Raw genomic sequence first — 20,547 nt, 5'->3', positions numbered from 1 at the left:
GCCGACAGAACCGGCTGCCGCGACCCGCGGCAGGTCCCGGCTACTCGACCTCGGGAAGCGGACCGGTGTCGCCGACCGCCTTCACCCGGCGGCGCACGCAGAACCAGCCGGCGACCAGCGCGGCGAGGATCAGCGGGACCGCCAGCACCGTCCGGTGCCCCTCGCCGTCGAAGTCGAACCACATCAGCACGACGACCGCGACCAGGAACACCAGCGTGACGATCTCGGTGTAGGGGGAGCCGGGCAGCCGGTAGGACGGCCGGTCCAGCTCGCCGCGCTCGCACTTCCGCACGAACAGCAGATGCGAGATCATGATCATCGCCCAGGTGCCGAGGATGCCGATCGCGGCCAGGTTCAGCACGATCTCGAACGCGTCCTTGGGCACCCAGGCGTTCAGCGCGACGCCGAGCACGCAGACCGCCGAGGTCATCAGGATGCCGCCGTAGGGCACCTGGTGACGGCTCATCTTCGTGGTGAAACGCGGAGCCGAGCCGGCGGTGCCGAGCGAGCGCAGGATCCGGCCGGTGGAGTACAGACCGGAGTTCAGGCTGGACAGCGCGGCGGTCAGCACGATCAGGTTCATCACGTCGCCCGCGGCGGGCACGCCCAGCTTGGACAGGACGGTCACGAACGGGCTGACGCCGTCCTGGTACACGTTGTACGGCAGCAGCATCGCCAGGATCACGACGGACCCGACGTAGAAGAGCAGGATCCGCCAGACGATCGAGTTGATCGCCTTCGGCATGACCTTCCCGGGGTTCTCGGTCTCGCCCGCGGCGACGCCGACCAGCTCGGTGGAGGCGTAGGCGAACACGACGCCCTGGATGACCACCAGCATGGGCAGCACGCCGGTGGGGAAGATCCCGCCGTGGTCGAGCACCAGGCCCGGCCCGGACTCGTAGCCGCCGACCTTGTGGCCGGTCGCGAGCAGCACGATCCCGATGATCAGGAAGGCGACCAGCGCGCCGACCTTGACCAGGGACGCCCAGAACTCGAACTCGCCGAAGAACCTGACCGAAACCAGGTTCACGGTGAGCACGACCGCGAGGGCGATCAGCGCCAGCACCCACTGCGGGATGGAGGTGAACGCCTTCCAGTAGTGCATGTAGAGGGCGATCGCGGTGATGTCCACGATGCCGGTGGTGCTCCAGTTGAGGAAGTGCATCCAGCCGGCGACGTAGGCGCCCTTCTCGCCCATGAACTCGCGCGAGTAGGACACGAACGAGCCCGAGGACGGCCGGTGCAGCACCAGCTCGCCGAGGGCCCGGACGACCATGAACGCGAAGAATCCGCAGACGGCGTAGGCGATGGCGAGGGACGGCCCGGCGTTGTGCAGCCGTCCGCCCGCGCCGAGGAACAGCCCGGTCCCGATCGCGCCGCCGATGGCGATCATGTTCACGTGCCGGGTCTTGAGGCTCTTTCGGTAGCCGTGGTCACCGGCGTCGACCACCGCGCCGCGCCCCGTCGGCGACACCACGCCGGGCACGGAGGCCCGGAGATCCTGCTCGCTCACGCTTTGTTGCCGCCTTTCCACGGGATGTGCTCGGTCACGGCCCGGTGCAGTTTCGGTCAGCAGACCGAAACTGTCAAAACGTTGTCCCAAAAACGAGTCAGGAAACGAGATCCAGGTCACTGTCTGGATCGCCGCCCCGCCGCCGCCGTACCGTGCCGGGATGGAGGCCCCTCTCGTCCTGGTGGACGTCGACGGCGTGCTGAACCCGTTTCGCCGTCCCGACAGGAACTTCCGACGCCACCGCGTCGAGCCGGACGGCCAGTCCTTCCGCGTCTGGCTGGACGCCCGCCACGGCCGGATGCTCCGTGCCCTGGCCGCCGAGCACGGCGCCGAGCTCGCCTGGGCGACCTACTGGGAGGACGACGCGAACCTGTGGATCGCCCCGCCTCTCGGCCTTCCGAGGCTCCCGTTCGTCCCGCTGCCGCGGTTCCCCGGCATCGAGGAGGGGCGCAGCCTCGGCGCCTGGAAGGCCCGCCACGTCGCCGCCTGGACCGGAGAGCGCCCCTTCGTCTGGTTCGAGGACGAGCCGGACGCCGCCGAATCCCTGGCGGACAACCCCGGCGTCGGTGATCACCTGCTCGTCGGCGTCGACCCTGTGACCGGTCTCACTGCCGAGCACATCGAGACGGCCGCGACCTGGCTGACCGGCCGCAGGCTCCCGCCGGCCGTCGCCGAGTGACCGATCCCGGCGCCGACCATGCCGCCGGACGCCCATGCGAGCGCCCCCGATCTGGGCAGGATGAGGGCAGCCGCCCAGCACATGGAGGATCGATGAGCGCTCTCGCCGGACGCGTCGCCCTGGTCACCGGAGGAAGCCGGGGGATCGGCGGGGCCGTCGCGCTCGCCCTCGCCGAGGACGGCGCGACCGTCGCCATCGCCTACCGCCGCGACGAGGACGCCGCCCGCAAGACCGTCGCGGCCATGGCCGAGCTGGGCGTGGAGGCCCGCGCCTACCAGGCCTCGGTGGACGTCCCGGACGACTGCGACCGCCTCGCCGCCGACGTCGCCTCCGACCTCGGCCGCCTCGACATCCTCGTCCACAGCGCCGGAATCGCCAGCCGCGGCAACAGCGTCGCCGACACCGACCCGGCCGAGGTCGCGCGCCTCATGAACGTCCACGCGATCGGCCCGCACCACCTCACCCGGGTCCTGCTGCCGCTGCTGCGCGCCGCCGACCGCGCGGACGTGATCTTCGTGTCGAGCGTGATCACCGGCGTCTATCCGCCGTTCAGCGCCCCCTACGCCATGGGCAAGGCGGCCATGGAGGCCCTCGCGCACACGCTCGCGAAGGAGGAGCGCGCCCACGGCACGCACGTCAACATCGTCGCCCCGGGCCTCGTGGACACCGAGATGGGCCAGCGCCTCGTGCGCGCCACGATGGGCGTCGAGGACATCCGCGAGCAGGACGCCCTGTCCCCGTACGGCCACGTGTGCTCGCCTGAGGAGGTTGCGAGCGTCGTCCGCTTCCTGGTGTCGGACGCGGCGTCCTACGTCACCGACCAGCGTCTCGTCGTCGACGGCGGCACCTTCTGACCCGCCCGGACCGACCTGAACCGGCCGGACCGAAACCCGACCGTAGCCAGACCCGTACCCGGGCCTGGCGCGTTTCTCCAAGATCTGGGGGAGTCCCGTGCCTAGGGTGCTCACATGGTCGAACAAATGATCGAAGGACGTTCCTGGTTCGGTCCCGCGACGGAGGCGGTCGTCGCGCTCCTCCGCCAGGTCCCCGAGGACCGGATGGACGCGCCGACCCCCTGCTCCGACTGGGACGTCCGCACCGCCGTGAACCACGTGATCTTCTGGAACGGCCGGGCCGCCGACGCCGCCGCGAAGGCGCAGCCGACCGGCCCGGAGGAGGACCACGACTTCACCGCCGAGCCCGGCTGGGCCGACCGGTTCGCCGAGCAGGCGGCCGTCACCGCCCGCGCATGGCAGGACCCGGACGCCTGGACCGGCTCCACCAGCCTCTCCGGGACCGGTCCCGGCATGCCCGCGCCCGTGATCGGGTCGATGATGATCGGCGAGTGCGTCCTGCACGGCTGGGACATCGCCACGGCCCTGGGCATCGAGACGAACTTCGACCCGGACCTGGTCGAATACTGCTACAAGGGGCTCTCGTCGATCGCCGACATGGGCCGCCAGTACGGCGCGTTCGGGCCGGAGGTCGCCGTCCCCGACGACGCGCCGCTGCTGGACCGCCTGATCGGCCTGTCCGGCCGCGCCCCGCACTGGAAACCGTGACGGCACGTCCATGACCCGGGAAGCGTCCGACGATCCCCGGACGCGTCCCGAGCGGCCCGGTCCCGTCCGAAACCCTGGTCCCGTCCGAAACCCCTGAGTGCGTCCGGAAAGCCCTGAGAAGGCGTCAGGAAGCCTCGTGCGGCGCGGGTCGTGGTGCGCGAGCGGGGCCCGGAGCGCTCTACGCTGGGGGACATGTCTTCCGCGTCTTCGATCCGAGTCCGTTTCGCGCCCTCGCCCACCGGCATGTTCCACGTGGGCGGGGCCCGGTCCGCCCTGTTCAACTGGGTGATGGCCAAGCAGTCGGGTGGGACGCTCGTGCTGCGGATCGAGGACACCGACGCCTCCCGCAACAGCCCCGAATGGACCGAGGGAATCATCCGCGCGCTCGCGTGGCTCGGCATGGACGGCGGCGAGTACGAGGGCCCCTACTTCCAGTCCGCCAACGCCGACAAGCACACCGAGGCAGCCGCCACGCTGCGCGAGCAGGGCCGCGCCTACTACTGCGACTGCACCCGCGAGCAGATCGTCGAGCGCACCGGCGACTCGCACATGGGCTACGACGGCTTCTGCCGCGACCGCGGCCTCGAGCCGGGGCCGGGCCGCGCGCTGCGGTTCCGCACCCCCGACGAGGGCGAGACCGTCGTCATCGACCTGCTGCGCGGCAAGCCGGTCTTCAAGAACTCCGCGCTGGAGGACTTCGTCGTCGCCCGCGCCAACGGCTCGGTGACGTTCCTGCTGGCCAACACCGTGGACGACATGAGCCAGGGCATCACGCACGTGGTGCGCGGCGAGGAGCACCTGTCCAACGCGCCCAAGCAGCAGCTGCTGTGGGACGCGCTGGGCGGCACCCCGCCGGTCTGGGCGCACGTCCCGGTCATCGTCAACGAGAAGCGGCAGAAGCTGTCCAAGCGCCGCGACAAGGTCGCGCTCGAGGACTACCGCGACGAGGGCTACCTCGCCGAGGCCATGCGCAACTACCTGATGCTGCTCGGCTGGGCGCCGTCCGGCGACCGCGAGATCGTCCCCTGGGACGTCATCGTCGACGAGTTCCACATCGACGACGTCAACACCTCGCCCGCGTTCTTCGACGTCAAGAAGCTGCGCGCGATCAACGGCGACTACATCCGGATGCTGCCGGTGGAGAAGTTTGTCGCCGCGTGCCTGCCGTTCCTCGAGCGCGTCCCGTTCGAGGTCGACATGGCGGTGTTCGACCAGCTCGCGCCGCTCGCGCAGACCCGGGTCGCGGTGCTGTCGGAGATCGAGCAGATGATCGACTTCGCCTTCCTCGCCGAGCCGCCCTTCGACGAGCAGTCGTGGAAGAAGGCCATGAAGGAGCCCGCCGCGCAGATCCTCGCGGACGCCGCCGAGGCGTACGCGGACGCGCCGTGGAAGGCCGACGACCTGAAGGAGCGCCTCGAGGCGGTCGGCGCGGCGCACGGCCTGAAGCTCGGCAAGACCCAGGCGCCGGTCCGCGTGGCCGTCACCGGACGCACCGTCGGCCTCCCGCTGTTCGAGTCGCTGGAGATCCTCGGCCGCGAGAAGACCCTCGAGCGCATCGCCGCCGCCCGCACCCGCCTCGCCCGTCAGGCCGCCGCGGCCGAGTGATCCACGTGACCCGCCCGTCCGGCGGGGTCACCGGAAGGTGATCTCGCCGGGGGAGTGGCCGGACGCGCACACGTAGCGCAGCCGTCCGGGCTTCGGCACACCGAGGTCGACGCGAGTGTCGCCGGTGACCGGCAGCACCACGTCCTGGTTCCGGCTGGGGATCGTGAAGGCCCGCGTGTGGCCGTGGGTTCCGTTCGTCCGGAGCACGAGCACCGTGTGCACGCCCGCGCGGGCCGTCAGCGCGGCCGGCCGGTAGCCCGCGTCCAGCGCGTACACCGTGATCAGCTGCGTCCCGGACGCGTCGGTCGACACGAAGCGTGCGGACGCCGCGGCGGTGGCCTCGCTTCCGCCGTCGGGCAGCCAGCCGCCCAGCCGCAGCCCGGACAGCAGCGTCCAGCCCGCGACCGCCACCAGAGCCACGGCCACCAGCGCCGTCAGCCGTCCGCGCAGCAGCGTCAGCGCCCGCCCGACGGTCACCCCGACCAGGCCGAACAGCGGCACGGTCCCCAGCACGAACCCGGCCATCACGGCGGCCCCGCCGAACGGCGACCGCGACGACACCGCGAGCAGCTCGGTCGTCAACGTCAGCGCGCACGGCACGAGCACGGTCGCCGCCCCGAGCACGACCGGACGACGCGTCCGCCCGGAGGACGAGCCCGGCGGCGCGCAGTGCGCGTCCTCGGCGCCGCCCTTCGGAGCCCGCCTCAACAGCCGCCTGACCGGCGCGAACCCCACCAGGTCGAGCGCGAGGAGCACCATCAGCGCGGACGCGCCGACCAGTAGCGTCGCCCTGATCCGCGGCCCCGGTTCCACCGCCGATCCGGCCAGCCCCAGCAGCGCGCCGAGCGCGGCATGCGTGACGAGCTTGGCCGACAGGAAGACCGCAACCGGGCGGACGGCCCGCGCCTCCCCGCGCACCGCTCCGGTCAGCAGGCCCAGTTGCACGGCCGCGCACGTCGTCCCGCCCGCGAGCAGTCCGGTTCCGAATCCCGTGGCGAACAACGCGGCGGCGTTCATTGGCCCCACCTCCGCAGCGGGACCTTCCCCGAGGCCGCTCCGGGCGACGCGTCACCCAAGGCAACCAGTACGTCACCAAACGGGTGATATGACCATTCTTGTCCGGCTATGGACGTTCGGTCGGGATATCTGCCGCCTCCGCGCCGACACTCGCCTCACCTGCGGCGTCGGCCGGAACACCCTCGCCCGAGCCGGTCCCGCCCTCCGAACCGGCCCCTCCGCCCGCGCCCGAGCCGCCCGCCCCGGGCGCGCCCACACCCGGACCGGCCGCCGGAGCCGCGCCGGGCACCGGACCGGGACCGGGCGTGGCGTTGAGGGCGATCGCGGCGTCGGCCAGGCCGCGCTCCAGCTCCTCGACCTCCGGACGCAGGTCCTCGGGCACCTGGTCGCGCAGCCGCGCCGCCCGGTCGCGGGCGACCGCGATCCGCTGCGAGGCGGGACCCGGCGACGGCGTCGCGCGCAGCAGCGCGGCCTGGTCACGTAGCAGGCTCGCCTGCTCCCTGAGCTGCCGGTTCTTGTTGTGCAGCTCCACGAACACCGACACCTTCGCGCGCAGCACCCACGGGTCGAACGGCTTGGAGATGAAGTCCACCGCGCCCGCCGCGTAGCCGCGGAAGGCGTAGTCCGGGTCGCTGTCGACCGCGGTGAGGAAGATGATCGGCAGGTCGCGGGTCTTCTTGCGCCGCTTGATGTCCCGGGCGGTCTCGAACCCGTCCATCCCGGGCATGATCACGTCCAGCAGGATGACCGCGTACTCGTCGGTGAGCAGCGCCTTCAGCGCCTCCTCACCGGACCGGGCCCGGACCAGGTCCTGGTCGAGCGAGCTGAGGATCGCCTCGAGCGCGACGAGGTTCTCCTCCCGGTCGTCCACGAGCAGGATCTTCGCCTTGTCGTCCACGCGTTGCCTTCCCGTTACGGCACCTGCTGATGTGGCGGCGGTCGCCGGACGCCCGGCACGGACGCCGCCGGACGAGGCGGGCCCGCCGGGAACGCGGCGTCAGCCGATGACCGAGCGGCCGAGCCACACCCGCATGACCTCCAGCAGGCGGTCGACGTCGACGGGCTTCGGCACGTAGTCCGACGCCCCGGCGGCGAGGCTCCGCTCCCGGTCGCCCTTCATCACCTTGGCCGTGATCACGATGATCGGCAAGTCGGCGAACTGCGGCATTTCCCGGATCGCGGCCGTGGTGGCGTACCCGTCCAGACCCGGCATCATCACGTCCATCAGGACGAGCGCGACGTCCGGGTTGCGGTGCAGCAGGTCGATGCCGGCCTGCCCGTCCTCAGCGTAGAACACCTCCATCCCGTAGCCCTCCAGGACGCTGGTCAGGGCGAACACGTTGCGGACGTCGTCGTCGACGATGAGCACCTTGCGGCCCGCGAGGATGGTGTCGGTGAAGTCGGCGGGCGGCTCCGACAGCAGGCCCGCGATCGCCGCGCCGCCGTTGTCGCCCGGTACGTCCGCCGCCCCGGCCGCGCCGCCGTTGCCGGGCTCGGACGGCGCGAGCGGCGGGACGAGCAGGTCCGGAGCGGACGCCCCGTCCCCGCCGTTGATCATCGGCTCGACCGTGGACAGCTCGGGCGCGGGGGAGGCCGCCCCCTCCAGCGGGACGGCCGGACGCCGCCGCCCCTCCGACTCGGCGTAGTGCGCGGGCAGGTACAGCGTGAACACGCTGCCCTTGCCCGGCTCGCTGCGGACCTGGATCTCCCCGCCGAGCAGCCGCGCGATGTTCCGGCTGATCGACAGGCCGAGCCCGGTGCCGCCGTAGCGCCGGTTGGTGGTGCCGTCCGCCTGGGTGAACGGCTCGAAGATCACCTGGAGCTTGTCCGCGCTCACCCCGATCCCGGTGTCGATCACGCGGAAGGCCAGCACGTCCGGGGTCTGCCAGAGCGAGGCCAGCGCGAAGTCGGTGTCCCCGGCGGGCTCGATGACCAGCCGCACCTGCCCCTCGGCGGTGAACTTCACCGCGTTGGACAGCAGGTTCCGCAGCACCTGCTGGAGACGCTGCTCGTCGGTGAACAGCGTCTCCGGGACGCCGTCGGCGACCTCGACGTCGAACTCCAGCCCCTTGTCGACCGACAGCGGGCGGAACGTCGCCTCCACGTAGTCGACCAGCGCCGACACCGGCAGCCGCTGCGGGTGCAGCTCCATCTTGCCCGCCTCCACCTTGGCCAGGTCGAGGATGTCGTTGATCAGCTCCAGCAGGTCGGTGCCCGAGTCGTGGATCGTCCGGGCGAACTCCACCTGCTTGTCGGTGAGGTTGCCGCCCGGGTTCTCCGACAGCAGCTTGGCCAGCACGAGCAGGCTGTTCAGCGGCGTCCGCAGCTCGTGCGACATGTTCGCCAGGAACTCCGACTTGTACCGCGAGGACACCGCCAGCTGCTCGGCGCGCTCCTCCAGCGTCCGGCGGGCCTGCTCGATCTGGAAGTTCTGGATCTCGATCGCCCGGTTCTGCTGGGCCAGCAGCGCCGCCTTCTCCTCCAGCTCGGTGTTGGAGTGCCGCAGCTCGCCCTGCTGGCGTTGCAGCTCGTCCGACCGCTCCTGGAGCTCCTGGGCGAGCCGCTGCGACTCGGTCAGCAGCGCCTCGGTGCGGGTGTTGGCCCGGATCGCGTTCAGCGTCACCCCGATCGTCTCGATCAGCTGGGTGAAGAACGCCAGGTGGACGTCGGTGAACCGGGAGAACGAGGCCAGCTCGATCGCGCCCAGCACCTCGTCCTCGAACACGATCGGCAGCACGATCACGTTCGCCGGTGACGCCTCGCCCAGCCCCGAGCCGATCTTGACGTAGTCGGCCGGGGCGCCGGCGATCAGGACCGTCCGGCGCTCCAGCGCGGCCTGCCCGACCAGCCCCTCACCGGGTTGGAACCGCACCCCGCGCAGCCGGTCCCGCGGGATGCCGTACCCGGCGATCAGCACCAGCTCCCGCTCGCCCGGCTGCCCCTCGGCCAGGTAGAACGCGCCGTACTGGGCGCTGGCGGTCGGGGTCAGCTCGTTCATGATGAGGTTCGCGACCTGGTAGAGGTCGCGGTGGCCCTGCATGAGCCCGCCGATCCGCGCGAGGTTGGTCTTGAGCCAGTCCTGCTCCTCGTTCGCCTGGGTCGTCTCGCGCAGCGTCGTGACCATCAGGTTCACGTTGTCGGACAGCTCGGCGACCTCGCCGCGCGCCTCCACCGTGATCGTCCGGGTCAGGTCGCCGCGCGCGACCGCGCTCGCCACCTCGCCGATCGCCCGCACCTGCGTCGTCAGGTTGGACGCCAGCTCGTTCACGCTCTCGGTCAGCCGCTTCCAGGTGCCCGACACGCCCTCGACCTCGGCCTGCCCGCCGAGGCGTCCCTCCGTGCCGACCTCGCGCGCGACGCGGGTGACCTCGGACGCGAACGACGACAGCGTGTCCACCATCGTGTTCAGCGTGGTCTTCAGCGACAGGATCTCGCCCTGCGCGTCCACGTCGATCCGCTTGGTCAGGTCGCCGTCGGCCACCGCCGTCGCCACCTGCGCGATGTTGCGGACCTGGTAGGTCAGGTTGGACGCCATGCCGTTGACGTTGTCGGTGAGGTCCTTCCACATGCCGCCCGCGCCCGGCACGCTCGCCTGGCCGCCGAGCTCGCCCTCCGTGCCGACCTCGCGCGCGACGCGGGTCACTTCGTTGGCGAAGGCCGACAGGGTGTCGACCATGGTGTTGATGGTGTCCTTGAGCTGCAGGATCTCGCCCTGCGCGTCGACGCCGATCTTCTTGGTCAGGTCGCCGTGCGCGACCGCCGTCGTGACCTGCGCGATCCCGCGCACCTGGACGGTCAGGTTGTTCGCCATCGAGTTGACGTTGTCGGTGAGGTCCTTCCAGATCCCCGACACGCCGTGCACCTTCGCCTGCCCGCCGAGGCGTCCCTCGGTGCCGACTTCGCGGGCGACGCGCGTGACCTCGTTGGCGAAGGCCGACAGGGTGTCGACCATGGTGTTGATGGTGTCCTTGAGCTGCAGGATCTCGCCCTGCGCGTCCACGGTGATCTTCTTGGTCAGGTCGCCCTCCGCGACCGCCGTCGTCACCTGCGCGATGTTGCGGACCTGGTAGGTCAGGTTGGACGCCATGCCGTTGACGTTGCTGGTCAGGTCCTTCCAGACGCCGCTCACGCCCGGCACCCGCGCCTGCCCGCCGAGACGTCCCTCGGTGCCGACCTCGCGGGCGACGCGCGTGACCTCGTCGGCGAACGCCGACAGCGTGTCGACCATCTGGTTCACCGTGGACTTCAGCTGCAGGATCTCGCCCTGCGCGCCGACGGTGATCTTCTTGGTCAGGTCGCCGTCCGCGACCGCCGTCGTCACCTGCGCGATGTTGCGGACCTGACTGGTCAGGTTGTTCGCCATCGCGTTCACGTTGTCGGTGAGGTCCTTCCAGACCCCCGACACGCCGTGCACCTTCGCCTGCCCGCCCAGCTGGCCCTCCGAGCCCACCTCGCGGGCGACGCGCGTGACCTCGTCGGCGAACGCCGACAGCGTGTCGACCATCTGGTTCACGGTGAGCTTCAGCTCCTGGAGCTCACCGGCCGCCTCGACGGTCACCTTCCGGGTCAGGTCGCCGCGCGCCACCGCCGTGGTCACCTCGGCGATGTCGCGGACCTGGCTGGTCAGCCGGTCGGCCATCACGTTCACCGCGGCCGTCACGTCCCGCCAGCGGCCGGACATGCCGCGCGCGGACGCCTTGCCGCCGAGGCGCCCCTCGGTGCCGACCTCCCGGGCGAACTGGGTGACCTCCCAGGTGAACTGGTCCAGCAGCTCGACCATCACGTTCACCGACTTGGCCATCCGCAGCAGCTCGCCGCGCATCGGACGGCCACCCGCGCGCAGCTCGACCCGCTGGGTCAGGTCGCCCTTGGCGACCGCCTCCACCACCTTGTACATGCCGTTGGCGAGGTCGGTCAGCTTGTCCAGGATGGCGTTGGAGTCCTCCACCGCGCCGGCCCACGAGCCGCGCAGCGTGCCGGGCGTGAGCCGCCCCCGCAGCTGGCCGTCCCGGCCGATCTCGCGGCGTACCCGGGCCAGCCCGGAGGCGACCTGGTGGCCGTTGTCGCGGATCTGGTCCAGCACCGCCATGGCGTCGGCGACGGCGCCCTCGCCGGTCACCTCGACGGGCGTGCGCAGCCTGCCGTCCCGGACGGCCGCCAGGGCCCGCAGCAGCGGCTCCAGATCGGCGTCGCTGTACCGCGGAGTGGTGTCGCGTGAGACACCGTCCCCCGCTCGGGAACGCGTGGCGCTACGGGGCATCAGTCCATCCTCCTGGCCGACGGGTGCCCGCTGGCTCGGGCGCCTCGTCCAGCCCGCATCTGTACTTTACGTCGCCACTGGCCCGGTGGCCGCGCGCCGGACCCGTCCGCCCGCCCGGTCCGTGCCACCGGTCCACGATGCCGCCACAGGGTGACCGCACCCGCCCCCCACAGGCTTCGTGTTACGGTCTGTCCCGGCGCGAGCACGGTGGACGGTACCGGCGCCCGGCTGGTTGAGCCAGTCTGTCACGGCGGCCAGACTCGGATGTGCGGCCAGACTAGAAGTGACGACGAGCGAAGGACGGCAGTTGGATCGGCAGACGGCGTCGGCCACCTTCCCGTCCGCTGCGGCCTCCGTGGCGGACGCGCGTCGCTTCGTCCAGCAGACCCTGCGCGAGTGGGGCCTCGCCGAGGCCGCCGACGACGCGGTGCTCGCGACCAGTGAGCTGGCCACGAACGCGGTCGCCTACGCGGGCACCGCCTTCGACGTGATCTGCACCCTCACCGGCGACGAGATCCAGATCGAGGTCCGCGACCGGCACCCCACCCGGACGCCCGTGATGCCCGGAGTGACCGCCGCGAGCGGCCGCGGCCTGCCGTCGATCGCCCGGCTCGCCGCGTCCTGGGGCGTCGACTACGACCACGAGAGCAAGGGCATCTGGTTCCGCCTGACCCGTCCGGGGCCCGAGCCGGAGGAGCCTCCGACGGACGATTTCGCCCGTCGTCCGGGTTTTCCGGCCCGTCCGGAATCAACGGGATCCGACGGGACGACTCCAGGAACCCCTCCAGCCGGACGTGCCGGACGCACCGCCGCGGACCCCGGCTGGGGCGCGCCGGAACCCGGTCCGGCCTCCGCCCGGCGACCGGCCCCCCGTCCCGGCACCACCAACGGACTCCGGACGCACCCGACGGGCGGCACGGGCGTGTCGCGGCCCGCCGCCCGCAGGACGGCGCGCGGCTCCGGCACGTTCATCGCCCGGCGTTCCGAGCCGCCCGCGCTGCCCGCCGCGAGCGACCGGCTGCTGCGCACCCCCGCGGGCGTGGAATCCCTGGAGGACGCGTTGTCCTCCGTCCGCGACCTCCTCGACGTCGAGGGCGCGGCCGTGCTGCTCACCGAACGGGACGGCTCCCTGGTCGTCGCCGCGTCGGCCGGGCTCACCACCGAACCCGGCCCGGACGAGCTGTCGGTGGTCAACCTCGGCCCCGACGCGCGCGCGGGCGCGCCCTGGATCGCCACCGACACCTCCGACCCGATCGCCGCCGCGTTGCGCGCCCGTTCCATGGCCGCCGCGCCACTGGAGAACCAGGGCCGTCTCACCGGCCTGGTCGTCGCCGTGTCCGCCGAGCCCGGACGGTTCGAACCCGGAGACGGCGTCCGCCTCGGCCGGATCGCCGAGGAGATGGCCCTCTCCCTGGAGAAGGCCCGCGTCGGCGAGCTGGAACGGTCCTGGCGCGGCTGGCTCAGCTTCGTCGCCGAGGCCAGCGACCTGCTCGCCGGCACCCTCGACCAGGAACGCACGATGGCCCTGGTCGCCCAGCTCGTCGTGCCCCGCCTGGCGACCTGGTGCGCCGTCTACACCGACACCGACGCGGGCCCACCCGCCCTCGCCTACGTCTGGCACGCCGACGAGACCCGCGCCGACGCCCTGCGCGCCCAGCTCGACCGCGCCGCGCAGGGCCCCCGCCCCGACGTGCCCGGCCCCTGGTACGGCCTCGCCGAGGTCACCGGCCCGGATACCGCCGGTACCGTGCACGCCTTCCCGCTCATCGCCCGCGGCCGCCGCATCGGCGCGATCGTCATCGGCCGCCCGGCGGGCGACCGGTTCCCGCGCAGCGCCATCGAGCTCGCCGAGGAGCTGAGCCGCCGCGCCGCCCTCGCCATCGACAACGCCCGCCTCTACTCGGCGCAGACCACCATGAGCAGCGCCCTCCAGCGCAGCCTCCTGCCGCCGGACGTTCCCGACATCCCCGGCCTGGAGGTCGCGGTCGTCTACGAACCGGCGGGGGAGGGCAGCGAGGTCGGCGGCGACTTCTACGACGTGTTCGAATGCCCCGAGCGGGAGGGCGGCCCGGGCGGCCCGCTCGTCACCGGCCCCGTGGACCGCTGGCGGTTCGCGATCGGCGACGTGTGCGGAACCGGCCCGCAGGCCGCCGCCGTCACCGGCCTCGCCCGCCACGCGCTGCGCATCCTCGCCGCCGAGGAGCTGCCGGTCCCCGACGTCCTCGCCCGGCTGAACCGGCTGATCCTCGGCGAGGGCGAACGCGGACGGCTGCTGACCCTGCTGCACGGGGAGATCACCCCGCGCCCCGGACGGGACGGCGTGTCCATCGCCCTCACCAGCGCCGGGCACCCCCCGCCGCTGATCCTCGACCCGGACGGCACCGTCCACGAGGTCGGCAGCGCGCAGCCGCTGCTCGGCGTCTTCGACGACGTCGACTTCCACGCCGATCCCGTCGAGCTGCGCCGTGGCCAGGTGCTGCTGTGCGTCACCGACGGTGTGACCGAGCGTCGGCACGGGGGCCGGCTGCTCGGCGACGACGCGGGCCTGGAACGGCTCCTCGCCGGTTGCACCGGGCTCAGCGCGGGCGCGGTCGCCGCGCGGATCCAGCGCGCCGTCCGCGACTTCGGCCCCGAACCCTCCAATGACGACGTCGCGCTCATCGTCCTCCGCGCGTCATGATGTGAACGGCTATCGGTAAGGTGGTGTGGCGTGGGGCTTGCCTTGCACACGACGCGAGAGGACGGCCGCGCGACGATCGCCGCGCGCGGCTCCATCGACCTGCATTCCTCCGATGAGCTGCGGGCCCGGCTGACCGAATTGCTCGACGCCGGGGAACGCGACGTGGTGGTCGACCTCACCGCCGTGGACTTCTGCGACTCCTCCGGGCTGAACGTCCTCGTGCGCGCCTACAAACACGCCCGGGCCCAGAACGCGTCGCTGACCGTCACCGGCGCCTACGGACGAGTCGAGAACGTCCTGCGCACCACCGGTCTGGACCGGTTCCTCCTCGGTGGAGCCGAAGAGGGAGTGGGCTGATGACCGGAGCCGTGACCGAGACCACACTGCGCGCCGCGCCCCAGACCGAGGCCGTCGAGTACGCCCGCCGCCTGGCCGCCCGCACCATGCGCACCTGGGCGCTCATGGAACGCGAGGAGCTGGTCACCGCCATCGTCGCCGAACTGGTCGCCAACGCCGTCCGGCACGCCGGGACGGCCCTCGAGCTGCGCCTGCAGCGCGGTGCCGGACGCGTCCGCGTCGAGGTCCGCGACCGCGCCAGCCAGCTGCCGCGCCTCACCGTCCCCGGTCCCCTGGACGAGTCGCACCGCGGCCTGTTCATCGTCGACCGCTTCGCCACCGCCTGGGGAGCCGAGCCCGTCACCGGCGGCAAGGTCGTCTGGGCCGAGGTGGCCCTGTAGCGCGCGGGCGAAAGAGCAGGAACGGAGAAGGGGGACGCGGCGGCCGCGTCCCCCTTCTCCGTTCGTCCCTCGTCAGGAGGTCTTGCGGTACAGCTCCGCGACCATGAACGCCAGGTCGAGCGACTGACCGCGGTTGAGACGCGGGTCACAGGCCGTCTCGTAGCGCTGCGGCAGATCCGACTCGTCGATCTCGTCCCCGCCGCCGACGCACTCGGTGACGTCGTCACCGGTGAACTCGATGTGGATGCCGCCCGGGTGGGTGCCGAGCGACCGGTGCACCGCGAAGAACCCGGCGACCTCGTCCAGCACGTCGGTCACCCGGCGCGTCTTGTGCCCGGACGGCGCCTCGAAGGTGTTGCCGTGCATCGGGTCGCACACCCACGCGACCGGACCCCCGTTGCGGGTCACCTTCTCCACCAGCGGCGGCAGCGCGTCCCGGATCCGGTCGGCGCCCATCCGCGTGATGAACGTCAGGCGTCCCGGCTCGCCGTGCGGGTTCAGCTTGTCCATCAGCGCCAGGGCGTCGTCGGCCGTCGTCGTCGGGCCGAGCTTCACCCCGATCGGGTTGTGGATGTGACGCAGGAACTCCACGTGCGCGCCGTCCAGCTGCCGCGTCCGCTCGCCCAGCCACAGGAAGTGCGCCGACACGTCGTAGGGGGACCCGGTACGGCTGTCGATGCGGGTCAGCGCCCGCTCGTACTCCAGGATCAGGGCCTCGTGGCTGGAGTACAGCTCCACCCCGTGGAACTCGTCCGGGTTCGCGCCGCACGCCTTCATGAACGTCAGCGCCCGGTCGATCTCGCCCGCGAGCTGCTCGTAGCGGCGTCCCGCCGGGCTCTGCGCCACGAAGTCCTGGTTCCAGGCGTGCACCTGCCGCAGGTCCGCGTACCCGCCCTTGGTGAACGCCCGGGTCAGGTTCAGCGTCACCGACGAGGAGAAGTACGCCTGCAGCAGCCGGCGCGGGTCGTTGCGCCGCGCGTCGGCGGAGAAGTCCAGGCTGTTGACCGCGTCCCCGCGGTAGGCGGGCAGCTCCACACCGCCGCGCACCTCCACCGGCTTGGACCGGGGCTTGGCGAACTGGCCCGCCATCCGCCCGATCTTCACCACCGGGACGCTGGCCGCGTAGGTGAGCACGACCGCCATCTGGAGCAGGGTCTTGAGCTTGTTGCGGACGTCGTCGGCGGTGGCCCCCGCGAACGTCTCCGCGCAGTCGCCTCCCTGAAGGACGAACGCGCGCCCGTGCGCCACCTCGGAGAGCTGGTACTTCAGCTGGTCGCACTCGCCCGCGAACACCAGCGGGGGCTGCCTGGCGAGCTCGGCCGTCACGGCCTCGACCTCGGCCGGGTCGTCCCACGTGGGCTGCTGCAGTGCGGGGAGGCCGCGCCAGGCGTCCAGCTCCCCCGTGACGCTAGATGTACTCACAGTGGACAAGGCTAAGGCACCCGGCACCCAGCGGCACTAGCAGTACCACGCACTCGGCATGACTTCGACGCCCGGCGGCCACAGGACGGTCACCGTAAAGCCGAACGCCGCCGCGAGGGGGTTTCGCGACGGCGTTCGACAGGGCCTTCGGACCGTGGCTGCGAGGTCCGGGACCGCAGGGGGCGGGCGTCAGGCCGCCCGGACACGGGAGCGGGGATCCACCGGGTGGGGGACCGCGCGCTCACCGGCGGCGGTCAGCGTGCGCGCCGCGGGCTCGTGCTCGGTCGCCATCTGCCGCAGCCGCCGCAGCGACCGGTCGGTGATCTGCCGCACACGGTTGTGGCTCAGCCCGTACCGCGCGCCGATCTGCGCGTACGACAGCGGCTGGCCGTTGTCCATGCCGAAACGTGCGCGCAGGATCGCCGACTCGCGCTCGGGCAGCCGCTCCAGCATGCGGCCGAGACCCTCCAGATCGTCCAGCGCCACGACCTCCGCCTCGGGCGTCACGGCCTCCGGATCCTCCAGCAGATCGCCCATGGCGGTCTCGCCGGCGTCGTCGACCGTCGCGTCCAGGCTGGCCGGGTCACGCCGCCAGCTCAGCAGCTCGTCCACATGTTCCGGATCGGCGCCCACGGTCTCCGCCAGCTCCTCGCGGCTGGGCTCACGACCCAGCTCACGGCTCAGCTGACGCTCCGCGCGCCGCAACCGGGACAGCTCCTCCTCAACGTGGACGGGCAGCCGGATCGTGCGGGCGGTGTGACTCAGCCCGCGCCCGATCGCCTGCCGGATCCACCAGGTCGCGTACGTCGAGAACTTGAAGCCACGTCGGTAGTCGAACTTCTCCACCGCGCGCATCAACCCGAGGTTGCCCTCCTGGATGAGGTCGATGAGCGGTAGCGAGTCCGTCGGGTACTTGCGGGCGATGGACACGACCAGGCGGAGGTTGGCCTCGACGAAGCGCTGCTTGGCGTGCAGCCCCGCCTCGACCAGCTCCTCCAGCTCCTCACGCGAGGTGCCGGAGGGCACGCGGCCCTCCTCGAGCAGCTGCTCGGCGTAGAGCCCGCCCTCGATCGCCTTCGCCAGATCAACCTCTTCCACCGCGTCCAGCAGCGGGGTACGACCGATCCGGTCGAGATACGCCCCGACCAGGTCCTTGTCGGGGGTGTCGACCCTGTCGCCCTTGTTACGGGTTGCAGCCATCCTGACCCTTCTCCGGTGCGATCTCCCTAAGAGGAGAACGCTAATTACCGCCCTGTGATTCCCACATTGGGAATACTTCGGTGGTGTACGCCGCTCTACCTGACCTGATACCCGGACCGAGGAGAAAACGACATGGCGACGGTCACACTGACCGCTGAGAACTTCGACGAGGTCGCCAAGGGCGACGGCATCGTCCTGGTCGACTTCTGGGCAGCCTGGTGCGGACCGTGCCGCATGTTCGCCCCGGTGTTCGAGGGGTCGTCGGAGAAGCACGAGAAGATCACCTTCGCCAAGGTGGACACCGAGGCCGAGCCCGAGCTGTCGCAGCGTTTCGGGATCTCCTCGATCCCCACGCTCATGGCGATCCGCGACGGCGTGATCGTGTTCGCCGAGCCGGGCGCACTCCCCGAGCAGGCCCTGGAAAGCGTCATCCAGCAGGTCGAGGCCCTGGACATGGACGACGTCCGGAACCGCCTGAAGAGCTGACACCCACCGGCCGATCCGGCCGCCCCACGCGGGGCGGCCGGACGTCGTGCCCGTGGGATGCACGATGATGGACGCGTGCTCGCCGACGTCGTCGAATACCTCATCTGCCCCGTGTGCGGACAACCCCTCGCACAGGACGACCGCGGGCTGCGCTGCCCGGACCGGCACAGCTTCGACGTGGCCAGACAGGGTTACGCGAACTTGCTCCCCGGCAACGCCCGTCCCGGCACCGCCGACACTCCCGAGATGGTCCGCGCGCGCGACGCGTTCCTGACCGCAGGACACTTCGCCCCCATGGCCCAGGCACTCGCACACCTGGTGTCGACATCACTGGCGAAGACGAGCGCACGACACGGCTGTCTCCTGGACGCGGGTGCCGGCACCGGCTACTACCTGAGCACCGTCCTGGACGAACCTGACCTACACAAGACCTCGGGTCTGGCCTTGGACATCTCCAAGCACGCCGCCCGACGCGCCGCTCGTGCGCACGCACGCATAGGCGCGATCGTCGCCGACCTCTGGCGCCCGCTGCCCGTCGCGGACGGAGCAGCGCTCGCCATCCTCAACGTCTTCGCCCCGAGGAACGCGGGGGAGTTCCACCGCGTCCTCCACCCGGACGGCCCGCTCATCGTGGTCACGCCGTCCAGCCGGCACATGGGCCCGCTCGTCGACGCGCTCGGTCTCCTCAAGGTGGACGACCAGAAGGCGGAACGCACCGACGCCACTCTCGCCGACCACTTCGACCTCGTGTCGCGCGAGGAGTTGGAGTTCGAGGCGTCCCTCGCGCACGAGGAGATCCTGACTCTCGTGGGCATGGGCCCGAGCGCACACCACATCTCGCCCGACACTCTCGCCGACAGGCTCAGCGCGCTACCCGACCCGCATCCGGTACCGCTGTCGTTCGTGCTCTCGCGCTTCCGCCGCAAGCCCTTGCCCGAGGCCCCGGTCCCGACAGCTCAAGCACAACCTGCGGAACATCCCCAGGCGTGAGCATCGGCCGCAGCTCCTGACCGTCCACGACCTCGTACATGAACGACACCGAGGCCGACCGGACCGACGCGTCCAGGAGAACCCGCTGCAACGCCTGCCCCGCGCGCACCCACGAGCCAGGTCCATCTCCCCGCGTGCTCAACACCCCGCGCCGGATGATGTCACCAGTTCCCATCGAGAGCAGATGAAGCGTCGCGCCTTCCAGACGAGCCGCCTCAGCAAGACCGTTCAAGAACGGCGCGGACGGTAGGACCGCAACACCACGCGGACGCCCAGGCGCCGGACGCATGGTCGCGGCATAGAGAAGCCGCTCGGCACGAGAGGTTCGATGCGCCCGCGTCAGGCGCACGTGCGCGAGCAGAGTCGGATCATCCCGCTCGGGCAGCAACCGAACGACCGTCCCAAGACCAAGCTGCGCGGCGGCAAGCCTCAGGTTCACCAGCGCCGCCCCGCAACCGAGGTGAAGCCCCCGCCCGTGAGGATCGTCCATGGCCTGGAACCGTGCCGGGTCCGCGCGAACCTCGATCCCGTCACCCGAAGGCCGGAACCGCCACGCCTGAACGGCATGAACAGCGGGAGCCATCGTCGCGGCCACGACAAGATGCTCGGCCGACGACGACCGTCCGCCTGCGACCGTGAGGAACGGGTACATGCGGCGCTCCCTCCAGCCACCCCGGACGAGGTGAGCCGAACCGTACCGCACGCCCACCTGCCGTCCCCAGAGTGGACGGCCCGATCGTGAGGCGCCGATTTGACCATGCTCTGAACGCCTCCTAAAGTCTTCATTGCCCCAGGGGATGCGGGACGCCGACACCGGCGGACGGCCCCGGGAAACCGGATCGGAAAAACGGTTCGAGCCAGTCTCGGACCTGATGTACGATGGTCCGGTCAGCCTGAGACGGGATGCAGAACGCCGAAGCGGCGGTCGGCCCGGCAGGCACTCCACGAGGTATCAGCGTCAGCCGACTTTGGTCCGGCCGATTTTTGACGCCCGTGGCCCGGCAAGCCTCACGAGTCAAAACGTCCGAAACGGGACGATTTGACCAGCGAGAGGAACCGGGTAAGTTAGAAGGGTTGCCCCGGAGCGAGGTCCGCGAGAGTGGGTCGAGCACGGTGGGTGTCCGTTTCTTGAGAACTCAACAGCGTGTTAAAAGCCAGTGCCTTTATAGATCAGGCCAACGTGCCTGATCACCCCGTGCTCTGAACCCTTGTGGTTCGGGGTGGGGATTTCTTTGAGGCAAGCAACCTTTCGGGGTTGTTTTGCTGGGATCTTCGGATCCTCCTTCGGGTTTGATGGTTTCCGGGTTCGCCCCTGGGGATTGTCGTTTGGACCTTGATGGAGAGTTTGATCCTGGCTCAGGACGAACGCTGGCGGCGTGCTTAACACATGCAAGTC

Annotated in this window: 14 protein-coding genes, 1 rRNA gene and 1 pseudogene; 10 read left to right on the top strand and 6 right to left on the bottom strand. The window is 71.2% G+C overall.

All coding sequences use genetic code 11. The features are described from left to right. Nucleotides 1–40: 40 nt before the first annotated feature. Complete coding sequence (locus P696_RS50655; RefSeq protein WP_245627961.1) at nucleotides 41–1,513, bottom strand: amino acid permease; 1,473 nt, start codon at nucleotides 1,511–1,513, stop codon at nucleotides 41–43. 160 nt (nucleotides 1,514–1,673) lie between these two features. Here P696_RS50655 and P696_RS50650 point away from each other — a divergent pair, with 160 nt between their 5' ends. The 4 genes from P696_RS50650 (at nucleotide 1,674) to gltX (ending at nucleotide 5,359) form a co-directional block, all read left to right on the top strand. Beyond that, on the top strand, nucleotides 1,674–2,192 hold the full coding sequence (locus P696_RS50650) for an HAD domain-containing protein (RefSeq protein ID WP_051468714.1): 519 nt from the start codon (nucleotides 1,674–1,676) through the stop codon (nucleotides 2,190–2,192). A gap of 92 nt (nucleotides 2,193–2,284) precedes the next feature. Continuing rightward, nucleotides 2,285–3,046 carry an SDR family NAD(P)-dependent oxidoreductase gene (locus P696_RS0137110; RefSeq protein ID WP_026416280.1) on the top strand — a complete coding sequence of 254 codons (762 nt, stop codon included), beginning with the start codon at nucleotides 2,285–2,287 and terminating at the stop codon, nucleotides 3,044–3,046. Between the two features lie 126 nt (nucleotides 3,047–3,172). After that, nucleotides 3,173–3,754 (top strand): TIGR03086 family metal-binding protein, encoded by a 582-nt coding sequence (locus P696_RS0137105; protein WP_026416279.1) that lies wholly within the window; start codon nucleotides 3,173–3,175, stop codon nucleotides 3,752–3,754. Between the two features lie 192 nt (nucleotides 3,755–3,946). Continuing rightward, nucleotides 3,947–5,359 (top strand): glutamate--tRNA ligase, encoded by a 1,413-nt coding sequence (gltX, locus tag P696_RS0137100; protein WP_084338799.1) that lies wholly within the window; start codon nucleotides 3,947–3,949, stop codon nucleotides 5,357–5,359. 27 nt (nucleotides 5,360–5,386) lie between these two features. Here the strand turns inward: gltX and P696_RS0137095 are convergent, their stop codons facing one another. The 3 genes and pseudogenes from P696_RS0137095 to P696_RS0137085 all read right to left on the bottom strand — a co-directional run bounded on the left by P696_RS0137095 (nucleotide 5,387) and on the right by P696_RS0137085 (nucleotide 11,636). Further along, entirely contained in the window at nucleotides 5,387–6,376 is a 990-nt protein-coding gene (locus P696_RS0137095) for an urease accessory protein UreH domain-containing protein (protein WP_026416277.1), read from the bottom strand. Nucleotides 6,377–6,857: 481 nt separating this feature from the next. Next, nucleotides 6,858–7,274: pseudogene (locus tag P696_RS50645) on the bottom strand (response regulator); the annotation flags it as partial. Nucleotides 7,275–7,373: 99 nt separating this feature from the next. Next, nucleotides 7,374–11,636 carry a HAMP domain-containing protein gene (locus tag P696_RS0137085; RefSeq protein WP_026416276.1) on the bottom strand — a complete coding sequence of 1,421 codons (4,263 nt, stop codon included), beginning with the start codon at nucleotides 11,634–11,636 and terminating at the stop codon, nucleotides 7,374–7,376. 307 nt (nucleotides 11,637–11,943) lie between these two features. On the opposite strand from P696_RS0137085, the gene P696_RS0137080 reads away from it, so the two are divergent. The 3 genes from P696_RS0137080 to P696_RS0137070 are packed head-to-tail and all read left to right on the top strand — an operon-like array spanning nucleotide 11,944 to nucleotide 15,053. After that, nucleotides 11,944–14,316 (top strand): SpoIIE family protein phosphatase, encoded by a 2,373-nt coding sequence (locus tag P696_RS0137080; RefSeq protein WP_026416275.1) that lies wholly within the window; start codon nucleotides 11,944–11,946, stop codon nucleotides 14,314–14,316. A 30-nt stretch (nucleotides 14,317–14,346) separates the two neighbouring features. Beyond that, the gene (locus tag P696_RS0137075) at nucleotides 14,347–14,673 is read left to right on the top strand and encodes an STAS domain-containing protein (RefSeq protein WP_026416274.1); all 327 of its coding nucleotides are present in this window, start codon (nucleotides 14,347–14,349) and stop codon (nucleotides 14,671–14,673) included. After that, the gene (locus tag P696_RS0137070; RefSeq protein ID WP_026416273.1) at nucleotides 14,673–15,053 is read left to right on the top strand and encodes an ATP-binding protein; all 381 of its coding nucleotides are present in this window, start codon (nucleotides 14,673–14,675) and stop codon (nucleotides 15,051–15,053) included. The genes P696_RS0137075 and P696_RS0137070 overlap by 1 nt, the downstream gene beginning before the upstream one ends. Nucleotides 15,054–15,125: 72 nt before the next feature. Here P696_RS0137070 and P696_RS0137065 read toward each other — a convergent pair whose 3' ends face one another. Both P696_RS0137065 and P696_RS50640 read right to left on the bottom strand, forming a co-directional pair. Next, the gene (locus tag P696_RS0137065) at nucleotides 15,126–16,475 is read right to left on the bottom strand and encodes a class II 3-deoxy-7-phosphoheptulonate synthase (RefSeq protein WP_026416272.1); all 1,350 of its coding nucleotides are present in this window, start codon (nucleotides 16,473–16,475) and stop codon (nucleotides 15,126–15,128) included. Nucleotides 16,476–16,664: 189 nt separating this feature from the next. Then, nucleotides 16,665–17,675, bottom strand: a complete 1,011-nt coding sequence (locus tag P696_RS50640; RefSeq protein ID WP_084338797.1) for a sigma-70 family RNA polymerase sigma factor — start codon at nucleotides 17,673–17,675, stop codon at nucleotides 16,665–16,667. Between the two features lie 132 nt (nucleotides 17,676–17,807). On the opposite strand from P696_RS50640, the gene trxA reads away from it, so the two are divergent. The 3 genes from trxA to P696_RS0137045 all read left to right on the top strand — a co-directional run. Continuing rightward, the gene (gene trxA, locus P696_RS0137055; RefSeq protein WP_026416737.1) at nucleotides 17,808–18,161 is read left to right on the top strand and encodes a thioredoxin; all 354 of its coding nucleotides are present in this window, start codon (nucleotides 17,808–17,810) and stop codon (nucleotides 18,159–18,161) included. Between the two features lie 57 nt (nucleotides 18,162–18,218). Next, a complete protein-coding gene (locus tag P696_RS50635; RefSeq protein WP_064744252.1) occupies nucleotides 18,219–19,151 on the top strand; it encodes a putative RNA methyltransferase in 933 nt (310 codons plus the stop codon). Nucleotides 19,152–20,484: 1,333 nt separating this feature from the next. Beyond that, nucleotides 20,485–20,547 (top strand): 16S ribosomal RNA (locus tag P696_RS0137045); the annotation flags it as partial.

The organism is Actinomadura oligospora ATCC 43269 (assembly GCF_000518265.1).
Taxonomy (GTDB): domain Bacteria; phylum Actinomycetota; class Actinomycetes; order Streptosporangiales; family Streptosporangiaceae; genus Spirillospora; species Spirillospora oligospora.
Note: the sequence above shows the minus strand (reverse complement) of the source record. Positions and strands in the feature narration are given on the sequence as shown.

Bases quoted from the DNA above. Each gene is read 5' to 3' on its own strand.
- P696_RS50650 (WP_051468714.1), top strand. From the start codon at position 1,674: ATGGAGGCCCCTCTCGTCCTGGTGGACGTCGACGGCGTGCTGAACCCG.
- P696_RS0137110 (WP_026416280.1), top strand. From the start codon at position 2,285: ATGAGCGCTCTCGCCGGACGCGTCGCCCTGGTCACCGGAGGAAGCCGG.
- P696_RS0137105 (WP_026416279.1), top strand. From the start codon at position 3,173: ATGATCGAAGGACGTTCCTGGTTCGGTCCCGCGACGGAGGCGGTCGTC.
- gltX (WP_084338799.1), top strand. From the start codon at position 3,947: ATGTCTTCCGCGTCTTCGATCCGAGTCCGTTTCGCGCCCTCGCCCACC.
- P696_RS0137095 (WP_026416277.1), bottom strand. From the start codon at position 6,376: ATGAACGCCGCCGCGTTGTTCGCCACGGGATTCGGAACCGGACTGCTC.
- P696_RS0137085 (WP_026416276.1), bottom strand. From the start codon at position 11,636: ATGCCCCGTAGCGCCACGCGTTCCCGAGCGGGGGACGGTGTCTCACGC.
- P696_RS0137070 (WP_026416273.1), top strand. From the start codon at position 14,673: ATGACCGGAGCCGTGACCGAGACCACACTGCGCGCCGCGCCCCAGACC.
- P696_RS50640 (WP_084338797.1), bottom strand. From the start codon at position 17,675: ATGGCTGCAACCCGTAACAAGGGCGACAGGGTCGACACCCCCGACAAG.
- trxA (WP_026416737.1), top strand. From the start codon at position 17,808: ATGGCGACGGTCACACTGACCGCTGAGAACTTCGACGAGGTCGCCAAG.
- P696_RS50635 (WP_064744252.1), top strand. From the start codon at position 18,219: ATGCACGATGATGGACGCGTGCTCGCCGACGTCGTCGAATACCTCATC.